This is a genomic window from Mesorhizobium sp. LNHC209A00 (assembly GCF_000502915.1).
Classification (GTDB): Bacteria; Pseudomonadota; Alphaproteobacteria; order Rhizobiales; family Rhizobiaceae; genus Mesorhizobium.
This window is the reverse complement of sequence record NZ_AYWT01000006.1, coordinates 373,704-386,613: the sequence shown is the minus strand read 5'-3', so window position 1 is coordinate 386,613 and position 12,910 is coordinate 373,704. Positions and strand designations below refer to the sequence as shown.

The 12,910-nt window shown below is 63.4% G+C and carries 15 protein-coding genes; 8 read left to right on the top strand and 7 right to left on the bottom strand.

Going from position 1 to position 12,910, the window contains the following annotated elements; all coding sequences use genetic code 11:
* Positions 1-29 precede the first annotated feature (29 nt).
* From X739_RS148290 to X739_RS148300, 3 genes are all read left to right on the top strand, one after another.
* Positions 30-1,199, top strand: coding sequence for a homoserine O-acetyltransferase (locus X739_RS148290; protein ID WP_023795026.1), 1,170 nt, complete (start codon positions 30-32; stop codon positions 1,197-1,199).
* Positions 1,200-1,319: 120 nt separating this feature from the next.
* Positions 1,320-1,934, top strand: coding sequence for a methionine biosynthesis protein MetW (metW, locus tag X739_RS148295; RefSeq protein ID WP_023795025.1), 615 nt, complete (start codon positions 1,320-1,322; stop codon positions 1,932-1,934).
* A 278-nt stretch (positions 1,935-2,212) separates the two neighbouring features.
* A complete protein-coding gene (locus tag X739_RS148300; RefSeq protein ID WP_023795024.1) occupies positions 2,213-3,148 on the top strand; it encodes a glycosyltransferase family A protein in 936 nt (311 codons plus the stop codon).
* A gap of 123 nt (positions 3,149-3,271) precedes the next feature.
* Here X739_RS148300 and X739_RS148305 read toward each other — a convergent pair whose 3' ends face one another.
* Together X739_RS148305 and X739_RS148310 are read right to left on the bottom strand one after the other, a co-directional pair.
* On the bottom strand, positions 3,272-5,095 hold the full coding sequence (locus X739_RS148305; protein ID WP_023783582.1) for an ABC transporter ATP-binding protein/permease: 1,824 nt from the start codon (positions 5,093-5,095) through the stop codon (positions 3,272-3,274).
* Positions 5,096-5,232: 137 nt separating this feature from the next.
* Positions 5,233-6,018, bottom strand: a complete 786-nt coding sequence (locus X739_RS148310) for a methyltransferase domain-containing protein (RefSeq protein ID WP_023795023.1) — start codon at positions 6,016-6,018, stop codon at positions 5,233-5,235.
* A 187-nt stretch (positions 6,019-6,205) separates the two neighbouring features.
* On the opposite strand from X739_RS148310, the gene gloB reads away from it, so the two are divergent.
* Positions 6,206-6,973, top strand: coding sequence for a hydroxyacylglutathione hydrolase (gene gloB / locus X739_RS148315; RefSeq protein WP_023795022.1), 768 nt, complete (start codon positions 6,206-6,208; stop codon positions 6,971-6,973).
* Between the two features lie 22 nt (positions 6,974-6,995).
* Positions 6,996-7,424, top strand: a complete 429-nt coding sequence (locus tag X739_RS148320; RefSeq protein WP_023783584.1) for a cupin domain-containing protein — start codon at positions 6,996-6,998, stop codon at positions 7,422-7,424.
* Here the strand turns inward: X739_RS148320 and X739_RS148325 are convergent.
* Genes X739_RS148325 through X739_RS148335 form a run of 3 tightly spaced genes read right to left on the bottom strand, consistent with a single transcriptional unit; the run spans position 7,421 to position 9,876 of the window.
* On the bottom strand, positions 7,421-8,095 hold the full coding sequence (locus X739_RS148325) for a lysoplasmalogenase family protein (protein ID WP_023795021.1): 675 nt from the start codon (positions 8,093-8,095) through the stop codon (positions 7,421-7,423). The two genes, X739_RS148320 and X739_RS148325, sit on opposite strands and share 4 nt — an antisense overlap.
* Complete coding sequence (locus X739_RS148330) at positions 8,092-9,045, bottom strand: EamA family transporter (RefSeq protein WP_023795020.1); 954 nt, start codon at positions 9,043-9,045, stop codon at positions 8,092-8,094. The genes X739_RS148325 and X739_RS148330 overlap by 4 nt, the downstream gene beginning before the upstream one ends.
* Positions 9,046-9,087: 42 nt before the next feature.
* Entirely contained in the window at positions 9,088-9,876 is a 789-nt protein-coding gene (locus tag X739_RS148335; RefSeq protein WP_023783587.1) for a DUF3108 domain-containing protein, read from the bottom strand.
* A gap of 258 nt (positions 9,877-10,134) precedes the next feature.
* On the opposite strand from X739_RS148335, the gene rpmB reads away from it, so the two are divergent.
* The 3 genes from rpmB (at position 10,135) to X739_RS148350 (ending at position 11,949) form a co-directional block, all read left to right on the top strand.
* Positions 10,135-10,431, top strand: a complete 297-nt coding sequence (rpmB, locus tag X739_RS148340) for a 50S ribosomal protein L28 (RefSeq protein WP_010911765.1) — start codon at positions 10,135-10,137, stop codon at positions 10,429-10,431.
* A gap of 157 nt (positions 10,432-10,588) precedes the next feature.
* A complete protein-coding gene (locus X739_RS148345; protein WP_023770815.1) occupies positions 10,589-11,272 on the top strand; it encodes a queuosine precursor transporter in 684 nt (227 codons plus the stop codon).
* A gap of 2 nt (positions 11,273-11,274) precedes the next feature.
* Positions 11,275-11,949 carry a spermidine synthase gene (locus X739_RS148350; protein ID WP_023770816.1) on the top strand — a complete coding sequence of 225 codons (675 nt, stop codon included), beginning with the start codon at positions 11,275-11,277 and terminating at the stop codon, positions 11,947-11,949.
* On the opposite strand, the gene X739_RS1000000170595 is transcribed toward X739_RS148350, so the two are convergent.
* Positions 11,921-12,265, bottom strand: a complete 345-nt coding sequence (locus X739_RS1000000170595; protein ID WP_031252107.1) for an SRPBCC domain-containing protein — start codon at positions 12,263-12,265, stop codon at positions 11,921-11,923. The two genes, X739_RS148350 and X739_RS1000000170595, sit on opposite strands and share 29 nt — an antisense overlap.
* 193 nt (positions 12,266-12,458) lie before the next feature.
* Positions 12,459-12,821, bottom strand: coding sequence for a metalloregulator ArsR/SmtB family transcription factor (locus X739_RS148355; protein WP_023770818.1), 363 nt, complete (start codon positions 12,819-12,821; stop codon positions 12,459-12,461).
* Positions 12,822-12,910: the final 89 nt, after the last annotated feature.

Below are 12,910 nucleotides of genomic sequence, written 5' to 3'. Positions count from 1 at the left end.
CGAGCGCACGGTGCAGCAAGAGGGACGTGATGGCCGCTCTGCGTGCAGGAAAGACCAACAACGAGGCCGACCAACCGTCGAGCCCGGTGTTGCGGTTCGGGCCCGACAAGCCGCTCAAGCTCGACGCCGGCACGCTGCTGTCGCCGTTCCAGATCGCCTACCAGACCTATGGCACGCTGAACGATGCCCGTTCCAATGCCATCCTCGTCTGTCATGCGCTGACCGGTGACCAGCATGTCGCCAGCACCAATCCGGTAACCGGCAAGCCCGGTTGGTGGGAAGTGCTGATCGGACCGGGCAAGATCATCGATACCAGCCGTTTCTTCGTCATCTGCTCCAATGTCATCGGCGGCTGCCTGGGTTCCACCGGTCCGGCCTCGACCAACGCGGCAACGGGTAAACCCTATGGCCTCGACCTGCCGGTCATCACCATCCGTGACATGGTGCGCGCGCAGCAGATGCTGATCGACCATTTCGGCATCGAGAAACTTTTCTGCGTGCTCGGTGGCTCGATGGGCGGCATGCAGGTTCTGGAATGGGCGTCGAGCTATCCCGAGCGCGTGTTCTCGGCGCTGCCGATCGCCACCGGGGCGCGCCATTCGTCACAGAACATCGCCTTCCACGAAGTCGGGCGGCAAGCTGTGATGGCCGATCCGGACTGGCATGGCGGCAAATATTTCGAGCATGGCAAGCGTCCGGAGAAAGGGCTGGCGGTGGCGCGTATGGCCGCCCACATCACCTATCTGTCGGAAGCCGCCCTGCACCGCAAATTCGGCCGCAATTTGCAGGACCGCGAAGCGCTGACCTTCGGCTTCGATGCCGACTTCCAGATCGAGAGCTATCTGCGCCACCAGGGCATGACCTTCGTCGACCGCTTCGATGCAAACTCCTATCTCTACATGACGCGGTCGATGGATTATTTTGACCTCGCCGCCGACCATGGCGGCCGGCTGGCCGACGCCTTCGCCGGCACGAAAACCCGCTTTTGCCTGGTGTCCTTCACATCGGACTGGCTGTTCCCGACCGAAGAGAGCCGCTCCATCGTCCACGCACTCAACGCCGCCGGCGCCTCGGTATCCTTCGTCGAGATCGAGACCGATCGCGGCCACGACGCCTTCCTGCTCGACGAGCCGGAACTGTTTGCCGCCATCAACGGCTTCATCGGCTCGGCCGCGCGCGCCAGGGGGCTCAGCGCATGACCCTGAAAAGTCGCGGACTTTTCGGACCAAGGTCATGCGCCAACAGAAAGGCGAAGCCATGACCCTGAAAAGTTGCGGACTTTTCGGACCAAGGTCATGCGCCGTTCCGGAGCCGAAGCCATGAGCGTCAACGGCAGCCAGCGCGTCGACCTTGAGGTCGTCGCCAACCTCATCCCGCCGCAATCGCGTGTGCTCGACGTCGGCTCGGGCGACGGCTCGTTGCTCGAATTGCTGCAAGACACCAAGCACGTCGACGGTCGTGGTCTCGAGCTGTCGCAGCGTGGCGTCAACGAATGCGTGGCGCGCGGTCTCAGTGTCATCCAGGGCGATGCCGACATCGATCTCGAATTCTATCCCGACAAGGGCTTTGACTTCGTCGTTCTGTCGCAGACCCTGCAGGCCACCCGCAACCCGAAGCTGGTGCTCGACGAGCTGCTCAGGATCGGCAACCGGGCGATCGTGTCCTTCCCCAATTTCGGTCACTGGCGGGTGCGCCTATCGCTGTTCGTCAAGGGCCGCATGCCTGTGACCAGCGACCTGCCCTATTCTTGGTACGACACGCCCAACATCCACTTCTGCACGATCCGCGACTTCGTCAACTTGTGCGAAGAGCTTGGCGCGACAGTGGAGAAGGCGACCGCGCTCGACGCCAACGGCCAGAAGATCGGCCTGTCGATGCCATGGTGGTTCTGGAATTTCTTTGGCCAGCAGGCAGTGTTCCTGCTGAAGCGCTAATGAAATGGACACCGCAGGCGAGACTGCCAATCCTTTGAGGCGGCCGCGCTACTTCCTGCGGCGCGAAAGTGTTGCAGTTGAAGCGCCAGGAGCCGGAATTCATCATGCCTGGTCGGTCGAACGACGGCACGACGGGGTGACATGGCAGGTTGTTTTTTGTAGCGTCGCACCGAATCCGAGGAGGCCCATCCAGGGGGAAGTCCGATCCATTTAGCCATCCCCATGATCAAAGGACCTGGCGCGAAGGGTGTTTACGCGATGAAGGCGGCCGGCGCGATATGATCGGGAAGACCGAACAGGCGCCCCTCATCACGGTGATCACGCCGACTCACAACCGGCGCGAAACGGTGCTCCGCGCCGTCGAAAGCGTGCTCTCCCAGAGCATGCCGCGATTTGAACATATCGTCGTCGACGATGGTTCGACGGACGGGACCGAGGCGGCGCTCGCCCGCATCCATGACCCCCGGCTGATCTATGTCGGCGCGAAGTGGCGCGGCGCCAATGCCGCCAGGAATGCCGGCATCGAGCTAGCCCGGGCGCCCGTGGTGACTTTTCTCGATTCGGACGATCTCTTCCTGCCGCACCGGCTCGCACGGACGCTGACATGGTTCGACGACAATCCGGCGCTCGAGGTCCTGCTCTCCTCATATGTCTCGGTGAAGGGTGGCCGTGGCACCGCCTGCGTCAACCGCGGCGCTTTCCTGAACCCGCCAATGCTGGAGCGGGCCGTGGTTGCACAGACGGCCTTCATAGCCGGATCGGCGATAACGGCCAGGCGCGAGGCTTTGCTGGCCATCGGCGGCTATGACAGCGACATTCCCCGGATGCAGGACCGCGAGCTTCTGCTGCGCTTCGCACAGCGCTTCGGCGCGCAATTATCGGAAGATATCGACTGGACGAAGCACAATTCGCAGAATTCGATTTCAGGCCGCAGGGACGGCTACGTCGAAGCCTACGCGATCCTGATGAGCAAGCATCCGCACATCGCTCGCTCTTACCCCCATATCCCTCCCTTTATGATCGCGCGGCAGATCATCGCCGATATTCTCCGGGGGCGAATACCACAGGCATTTGCGGGATACATGGCCAACCGCTCGTCTGACGCGCTTGGTTATTCATTGCCGGAACTGATCAATGGTTATCTCCACGGCCGCCGCTGGCGGCGCGACCTCTACGACGAAGTTCGCGGTAAGTTTGGGATTCCACCGGCCTGACCGGCGACAGCTCAGCGATCGAGCGCGGCGCGTCGCAGGGCGCATTCCTTCTCGTCCGGCAGCGAGATGTCGACCGCCAGGGCCTTTGGCGGCCAGGCAACGGGCCGCAACGGGGGAAAACTGCTACTTCCTGTGGTGGAGGCTTGCCGCGGCTGGCGGCGGCTCGATGGCACCCGCCCTGACGTGGGCAGGTTTCAGCGAGGGCGCGCCGGAATCCTTAACGATCGTCAGGGAACGCGGGAAGAACTGATTGTTGTGCTGTCCGCGCCCGATGTTGAGGATCGCGGCCCCGGGCAGTCGCTTCTCCAGCAGCGACAGCACGCGCCGCAGCGAGGGTCCGTCGAACGCATCCATGGCTTCGTCGATGATCACCCATTTCGGCTGTCGCAAGGCGAGCCTGGCCACGCCCAGCAATCGCTGTTCGTCATCGCCCAACTCATGGTCCCAGCGTCCGACGCGGTCGAGCGACGACGACAGGCGTCCAAGACCGACCTCGGCAAGCACCGCTGAAATGTCGGCGTCGTTCGCCGGCGCATGCCCGTTCGGGTGATTGAGGACTTCGCGCAGCGTGCCGGCCGGCAAATAGGGGACGCGCGGCACGAAGATGATGGTTTCACCCGCGGGCAGGCCGATGCGTCCACTGCCCCACGGCCACAGCCCGGCAATGGCGCGAAAGAACAGCGTCTTTCCGGCGCCCGGCTCGCCGGTGATCATGACGCGCTCGCCGGCAAGGATTTCGACATGCTGGTCGGCGAGCTTGGTGCATCCGTCAGGCGATGCCACCTGAAGCTTCTCGAACGTCAGGCTGCCATTGGCGTTGTCGGCGAATTCGATGCGCTTCTCCTTATCGTGCAGCACATCGGTTTCATCGAGCGCGATGCGGAAGTCGGCGACACGCATCAGCGTGGCGCGCCAGTCGGCAATGCTGCCGATGTTGTTGATGAACCAACGCAGGGAGGAGTGGACCTGGTTGAAGGCCCCGACCGCCATCATCAGCCCGCCAAAGCTGATATCCCCCGAGAAATAGACCGGCGAGGCGACCAGGATCGGCGCCACGACCGTGATCCAGCCATAGGTATCGGTTACCCAGGATAGATTGATCTGGGCGGTGTAGATGCGCCGCATGGCGCCCAGCACCGTGCCGAGGTCGAGTTGCAGCCGTCGCTTGGCGTCATCCTCCCCACGGTACAGCGCGATGGCATCGACATTCTCGTTGACGCGCACCATCGAGGAGCGCAGCTCCGCTTCGCGCGTATAGCGGTCGCTGTTGAGGCTGATGAGCGGCCGGCCGACCAGCCAGCTCAGCCACGAGGCGGTGCCGGCATAGAGGAACGCGGCCCAGACCATATAGCCGGGTATCGCCAGCGGCCAGCCGTTGACGTGGAAGACGAAGCCCGAAGACAGTTCCCACAGCACACCGACGAAGGACACGAGCAGGATGAACGACTGCAGCAGGCCGACACCAAGATCGGTCGACAGGTCCGAGAGATGCGCGGCATCCTGCTGCATGCGCTGGTCGGGATTGACGCCGATGGCGCCGGCATTGGCCAGCCGGAAGGCGCGCGCCGGCCGCATCCACTGGTCGATCAGGTCCAGCGTCAGCGCCTCGCGCAACTTCAGCCGGATCATCTGGTTGAGCCAGGTCTGGCCGATATTGAGCACCAGCAGTCCGCCGGCGATCATGGCAAAGACCATGAGCTGATGCAGGAAGGCCGCCATGTCGCGGCGCGCGAGCGCGTCGTAGAAGGGCTGGTTCCAGCGGTTGAGCAAGACCTGGCCGATCGACGTCGCGATAATGACGCCCATGATGCCGAGCGACGTCCACAGCAACCACTTGCGAACCGGCGATCCGATCAGCGCCCGCTTGATGGTCGCCACCTGATCGCGCAGGCTGCTGGCCACGGCGACCGGCTGAACGGTGGCCTGATTGTCCAATTGATCAGCCATGGCCGAGGTCCTTGCGTTCAGTAGCGAAGCTGAAACCGGATGAAGGGAGCCGACGGCGGCAGCCCCTCAACCACTCTGCGAGCCCAGCACGACAGATAGGTCGGAAAGACGCGGCGCGATGCAAGTTTCCATCGCGATCACGAAGGTGTCACTTGCCGGGGCGATGCCACACCCCTTGCCTCGGCCCGCCGGCCGAGCCGTGTCGCGCCATGCGGCGACAGCACCGGCACGAAGACGCGGCGGGACGCACGCTGGGCTACCGGCACGCCTTGATAGAGCCGTTTCTGCGCTTCGACGACAATGACGCCGGAAAAGATCGGCCACAGCTTCCGGCCGGCGCGCTCCAGCACATTGTGGAAGCGCATCATGAAACGCCGCCGCGATGGCGGGAAAAACAGCGCATCCGACCAGGCGGCGGGCGTGAAATTCGCCTCACGCAGCAATTCGGTGAGCTGCCCGCGTGAGAAGGGCCGGCCATTGCCGAACGGCGTATGTTCGAAGCGCGCCCAGACCCCGCGCCGGTTTGGCACGACGATGACGACGCGCCCCGCCGGGGACAGCACCCGCCAGATCTCGTTCAGCGTTTCGCGCGGGTTTTCGACGTGTTCGAGCGAATGGACGAGCAGCATGCGGTCGATGCAGGAATCGACCAGCGGCAGTTCCTCGTCGAACACCAGGGCCGCCGCCGTTGGCCCGGTCGCCGGCCAGACCACGGCGCCCTGAGTCGCCGGCATGAAGGCGAAGACCCGCTCGGCGTCGGTGCCGAAGCGTTCCAGCCAGGGCAAGGTATAGCCCAGGCCGACCAGCCGCTCATTGGGCACCGCGGCCCATATCGACGACAGCGCCGTGGTGATCGAGCGCTCGGCGAACCGGCCGAGCGTTGTCGAATAGAAGGAACGAAGGTCGACGATGTCGGAATGCATGTCAGGGATGTAGCCGTGATATCGGCCGGATTCAACAAAAGGCCAAAGCGGCCGGCTACGTATGTCAATTTGACATCCCAGGATAACATTCGCTTTGCTTGCCATCCGGGATGACATTCGCTTTCTCATCCGGGATGACATTCACGCAGCGGCGCCCTATGTCTGCGGCGGTAAATGGAGAGATGCGATGCCGGTCGAAATCGAACAGTTCATGTGCCGCACCGACAATTTCGGCGTGCTGGTGCATGACCGCGAAAGCGGCCAGACCGCGATCATCGACGCGCCCGAGGAAGCGCCGATCCTGGCCGCGCTCAAGCGCACCGGCTGGACGCCGACGATGATCCTGACCACACATCATCATATGGATCACGTCGACGCGAATCTGGCGCTCAAGGAGCGCTTCAAGCTGCGCATCGTCGGCCCGGAGGCGGAAAAGGCCAAGATCCCCGGCATCGATGAAACCGTCGAAGAAGGCTCCGTCCTGCATCTCGGCAACGAGCGCATCGAAGTGATCGCCACGCCCGGGCATACCGCTGGCCATGTCTCCTACCATCTGCCGTTATCGAAAGTGGCGTTCACCGCGGATACGTTGTTTGCGCTGGGTTGTGGGCGGCTGTTCGAATGCAGGCCGCCGGTGATGTACGACTCGCTGAAGAAGCTCGCGGCCCTTCCCGCCGAGACGACAATCTATTGCGGCCACGAATACACGCTCGCCAATGCCCGTTTCGCGCTGAGCGTCGACCCCACCAATTCGGCGTTGAAGGAGCGCGCCGCGCGGATCGAGGCGCTGCGGGTCCACAACAAGCCGACGCTGCCGACGACGATCGGCGAGGAACTGTCGACCAATCCCTTCCTGCGCTGGCACGATCCGGCAATCCGCAAGCATCTCGGCATGGAAAAGGCCGGGGATGCCGAGGTCTTCGCCGAGATCCGCAAGCGCAAGGACAATTTCTGACCACCATGCCAACTTTCTGCCTATGACCAGTTCCGCGGAAATCATAGCAACGCTCGCCCTGAAGCCGCATCCGGAAGGCGGCTGGTACGCGGAAACCTTTCGCGACGAAGCCGGCGGTGCGCGCGGCCATTCGACAGCCATCTACTTCCTGCTGGAACAGCATCAGGTTTCGGCCTGGCATCGGGTCAGGGACGCCGCCGAGGTTTGGCACTTTCATACCGGCGCGCCATTGGCATTGTCGATGTGGGAAGAAGGCGGCGCCATTGTCGAGCAGGTTCTCGGCATCGAGCTCGCGGCGGGTGAACGGCCGCAGATCGTCGTGCCGGCGGGCTGGTGGCAATCGGCGCGCACACTGGGCGAATGGACGCTGGTCGGCTGCACGGTGGCGCCGGGTTTTGATTTCGCCGCCTTCGAACTGGCCGAGCCGGGCTGGCAGCCGAAGCCGATTTAACCCAGCAGGAATCCCAGCGTGATCGCCAGTTGGGCGGCATAGTACAAAACCCACACGGTCAAACCCATCCAGGCGCGATGCGGCGAGACGGCCGCCACTAAAAATTTCTCCATGGCGAGCAGCCCGTCCGATGCCATGAACAGCACGGCGCCACCAATCACCCAGACATTGCTTGTCGTTAGCGCCGACATGCCCATAGCCAGGATCGCCATGACATAGACGGCAATCGGTATACGCAAGCCGGGACCAACGCGGCGCCAAAGCGCCGCCAGCATGACGATCGCGAACACCGCCATGGCCAGCGCGATCGCGCCGCGCCAGGGCTCGGCGCCTAGCAACTCCAATCCGGCACCGCTGCGCAGCAACAACGCGACATAGACGATGTGGGCGACGAGAAAACTGGCCAGTCCACCCAGAAAGGCTTTTTCGCCGTCGCGCGACAAGAAGGCATCGCCCATGGCGCTCAGCGCAAGGGCGGCGACCAGCAGCAGCGGCCCGCCTTGTATTGCGGCGAGTACGGCGAGCATCGCGACGGCAAGTGTCTTTGCCGCCGAGCGGGCCAGCGTCGGCGGCATGCCAAGCGTGAAGGCATAGATCACCGCCGCCACCAGCGAAAAGATCAGCGTCGCATTGGCGTTGGCGTCGATGCCTCCGGCAAACGGCATCGTCATGCCCTGGCTCCGCCTTCGGATGCCCTGGCTCCGCCTTCGGATGCCCTGGCTCCCTCTTCGGATGCCCCGGCTCCGCTCTCCGTAGCCGGCTTGCGCAGGAACAGCGATTTTGCCGCTAGCGCCGCGCCGCCCGTGATGAGCACACAGGCGGCCAGAATGCGCAGCGACGGTTCGGCGGCGCCGGCCGCGATCAGCACCAGGGTAGACAGCAGCGGCGCCGCGTAGCTCGCGGCACCCAGCACCTGGATGTTGCCGCGCTTGACACCGATGTCCCAGGCATAGAAGGCCGCGCCCACCGGCATCAGGCCGAGCCCGAGCACGGCCAGCCAGTGGCCGGCGCCGTCAGGCAGAACCGTTTGTTCCAGCGCCAGGTGGCAGACGAGCGACAGCACGGCGGTTGCCGCGCAGAACCAGGTGACGATGCTGGTCGGCACCGACGGGAAACCTCGAGACAGCAAGGAATAGGACGACCATAGCAGGGCGCAGATGGCGGCCATGGCGTAACCGAAGGCGTAGCGCGCATCCAAGGCCAGGCCCCCGCCCTTGGTGACGATAAGCACGGTGCCGGCAAGGCCGAGCAGCGCGCCGACGACATGGTTCCAGGCCAGCTTCTCGCCCGGCATCAGCGCCGAGCCCAGCACGATCAGCAGCGGCCAGAGATAAGCAATCAGGCTCGCCTCGATCGCCGGCGCGTTGCGCAGCGCGGTGAAGTAGAAGAAGTGGTAGCCGAACAGGCCGGCAATGCCGATCGCCCAGACCTGAGGAGGAATCTTTTGGCTCCTGTCGGTGGCCGGCATGAACAGTCGCGTGACAAACCCAACGCCGGTGCCGATCGAGAAAGTGATCGCCGACAACATGAATGGCGGCACTTTGCCGGACGCATCCGTTAGCGACGCCAGCAATGCCCACATGGCGACCGCCGAAAAGCCGATCAGTGTTGCGCGCCCCATTTTGTCTCCAGTGGCGCGCCCGTTCTGTCCCGGTGGCGTGCCTTATTGTACCGCTTCGAACCGTCTGGCGCTGATGGTCAAGGTGCCGATCTGCGTTCCGACCGTGGCGTGGATCGGCGCATATACGCCGGTTTGGCCGAGCGGTGCAAAGGTCACCATCATGCGGCTTTTGTTCTTGAGATAATTGAGCGCCTTGCGGCCCTTGCGATAGCCCGCCACCGGGTCGAAACCCATCTGGCAGGTGACGGTGTCGCCCTTGTAGCCCGGCACCGAGATCGTTCCTTTCGAGGCGTAGGTCAGCGTCAGGTCGGCGCGCATCTCGCCATCGTAGAACTTGACCTTGCGGCCACAGACCTGGTCGAGGCTGTCGGCATGGATGACGGTCGCCGCCATCGGATCGAGCACCGATGCCAGGTCGCCGGCGCCGAGCGGCACCCAGGCCTTGGGATCGCGCTTGCCCGGAGCAGGGATGACCTGCGTCGAGGTCACGTTGCCATTGCTAAAGCGAATGTCGATCGAAGACGCCTTCTTGCCGGAGGTGTAGTCGGCTCGAAACGCCTGCGGCACCATTTTCTGGCCCGAAATGGTGCCTTTTGACGAGATCGTGCCCCGCGTGTCGTCGAACAGCTTGGCGAGACCCGCCGCCGAGACACTGCCTTCGATCGCGTAGGCACCGTTCTCATAATGGCTGGAAAAGGTCGATCTGGCGATCGAGAGACCAAGGAACGACACCGTGTATTCGCCCTTGAACGACTGCGGCGAGGCAGCGGACGCAGCGGTCGGCAGGGCGATGACAAGCGCGGCAACAAGCGCGTGAGACGAACGAGGCATGGCGGGATCGGATCCTTGGTTTTCGGCCGGAGGCGGGCGACTCCGGTCTGGCGTGTCCCTACGAGACCGCTTATACGGTGAAATCCGGCCTTAATATGAAAAGCCGGGCGCTTCCGTGCGGAAGCCGGAGCTTGACGCCCCGGTGAAATGCAACTATGGAACGCCAACTTTTCCATAAGGCCGCCTGACCAGAACCGCGCGCCACCCGGCGCGGGTACGAAGGTTTGGCAGGCCCCGAGAGAACTGAAGGTTAGAACCATGTCCCGCACCTGCGAACTCACTGCCAAGGCAGTCCAGACCGGCAACAATGTGAGCCACGCCAACAACAAGACCAAGCGTCGCTTCCTGCCGAACCTCGTCAATGTGACGCTCATTTCGGAAGCGCTGAACCAGAATGTACGCCTGCGCATCTCGGCCAACGCGCTGCGTTCGGTCGAACATCGCGGCGGCCTCGATGCCTTCCTGGCCAAGGCCGACGTCAAGGAACTGTCGCAGCGCGCGCGTCTCTTGAAGAAGCAGATCGCCAAGAAGCTTGCCGAGCAGGTCGCTGCGTAAGATCCAGATAAAGGCGGGGGACGACCGCCTGGCCAGCCTCTTTGCTGGCCGCTGAGCATCGGATAGATCCGCAAGGTTCGACACTCCGATGCTCAATTTCGAAGCGAGCGCTGCCTCGGCATGATGCTCCGCTGGTTCCATTACCCAGGATAAAAAAATGTCTTCTTTTTCGCGGTACCTGCCTTTCGTGGCCGCCATGGCACTTGTCGTCGTGGCATCGAACATCCTCGTGCAGTTTCCCATGCAGGGCCACCTCGGCGGCCTGTCGCTCGCCGACGTTTTGACCTGGGGCGCTTTCACCTATCCCTTCTCTTTCCTGGTCACAGACCTCGCCAACCGCCGTTACGGGCCCGCCGCGGCGCGCCGGATCGTCTTTGTCGGCTTCATGACGGCGGTGGTCTGCTCGATCCTCGTCCCGCCCTTTCTGTTCCGCCATGGCCTGATCGAATTCGAGACATCAGCCGACCGGCTGGTGCGCATCGCGGCGGCTTCCGGAGCGGCATTCCTGTCCGCGCAATTGCTCGATGTGACCGTGTTCAACCGTTTGCGCCGGCAGAGCTGGTGGCGGGCGCCGATCGTCGGCACGCTGGTTGGATCGGTGTTCGACACCCTCGTGTTCTTCGGCGTCGCCTTTTCAGCCGCCTTTGCCTTCGTCGGCCCAAGCGACGGGTTTGCGCTGGAGAGCGCCCCATTGATGGGGGTGTTTCATGTCGACGCCATGCGCTGGGTGTCCTGGGCGCTCGGCGATCTTAGTGTGAAACTGATCATCGCTGTCGTGGCTCTGATCCCTTACCGGCTGCTCGCCGCCCGCTGGAGCCAGCCGGCCGTTGCCGCGGCCTAGCAGTGATTCCCTGGATCCAGCTGGACTCCGCGAAAACGCCTGATGGCCGGCAGGAACTGCGGCTGAAACAGCGCGGTTCTGAATTCTCGATCATGCTTGGTACCAACGAGCTGATGAACAGCCGACTGAGCGGCTCCGAAGAAGCGCTGGCAAAACTGTCCTGCCAGGGGATTGCGGGTCATCGTCGGCCGAGAATCCTGATCGGCGGGCTCGGCATGGGTTTTACGCTGCGCGCTGCCCTCGCCGAATTGGGCGACAACACCGCGATCGTCGTCGCGGAACTGGTGCCGGCCGTCGTCGCCTGGGCACGCGGCCCGATGGCCGAGATTTTTGCCGGCTCGCTCGATGATCCCCGCGTCACCATCCGCGAAACCGATGTCGGCCAGCTCATACGGTCCGCACCCATTGCCTGGGACGCGATCCTGCTCGACGTCGACAATGGCCCCGAAGGCATCGTCCACAAGGGCAACGACGCGCTCTACAGCGTGGCTGGCCTCGCCGCCGCACGCACCGCCCTAAGACCGGGCGGAGTCCTGGCCGTATGGTCGCAAGGGCCGGATGCCGGCTTCACGAGGCGGTTGAAACAGGCGGGTTTCGCTGTCGAGGAAGTCAACACGCGCGCCAACGGCAAGCGCGGCGCGCGCCATGTCATCTGGATCGCCACCAACAGCTCATGATCCTAGGTCGAGGCCGTAGGCAGCCGGGGCTACTTCGGCCGCTGAAGTTCGGTGGCAAGGGCCTCCAGCAGCCCGCGGGTCCCTCTTCCCGCCCCTTGGCGGAATCGACACCGTCGAAGAAGGCGCCCTGCTCGGTGTAGGTCAGCCTTGTGCCGTCGCCCGAAGGCGTCAGCTCCACGGTGGTCAGCGATGCCGACATGGGCTGCGGCCCGACCGCCATCCTGTAGGAAAACACGATGCGCTGGTCGGCAACGATATACTGGAATTGCGCGTCGAGCCTGATCTCAGGGCCGTCGCCATAGCTGAAGCGAGACACCTCGCCGCCACCGACACGAAAGTCGAAGCTGAACTCGGCAACGCTAAAACCATCGCCTCAATGCGCCAGCGCCGCACCGTCTCCTTGTCGCCGAAGGCATGGAAGACACATGACGGCGATTGCGGATAGGTTCGCTCGACGGTGAAAGTGGAATGGATGACGGAATGCTCGTCTTTCGCGGGGGCGATCTGGTTCATTGCGGTTCGTCCTTTTCCTGATTTTTCTTGGGGAATTGGTCTGTCTCGGCCAGAATCTGGCCAAGACGGTCGAGGTGGCGTTCCGCCGGTAAGCGGCGCTCGGCAATCCAGTCGGCGAGCGGAGCGAGCCCGCCCGGTTCGATCCGGCAGGTGCGCACTCGCCCGATCTTTTCGCTGCGGATCAGCCCACAGGCCTCCAACGCCTGCAGATGCTGCAGCACGGCGGCAAACGTCATGCCGAACGGCTCCGCCAGCTGGCTGACGGTGGCCGGTCCGCTGCTCAACCTTTCCAGGATCTGTCGGCGGGTGGGCTCGACAAGCGCGCGAAGTATAACGTCGATCCCTGAATTGTTAAGCATGGACTTGAGTATTGTCGGCGCCACTTTAATTGTCAAGCCCAGACTAAAGTGTTTTTGCCTGGCGGTCGTCGCGACACTGGCCCGGATTC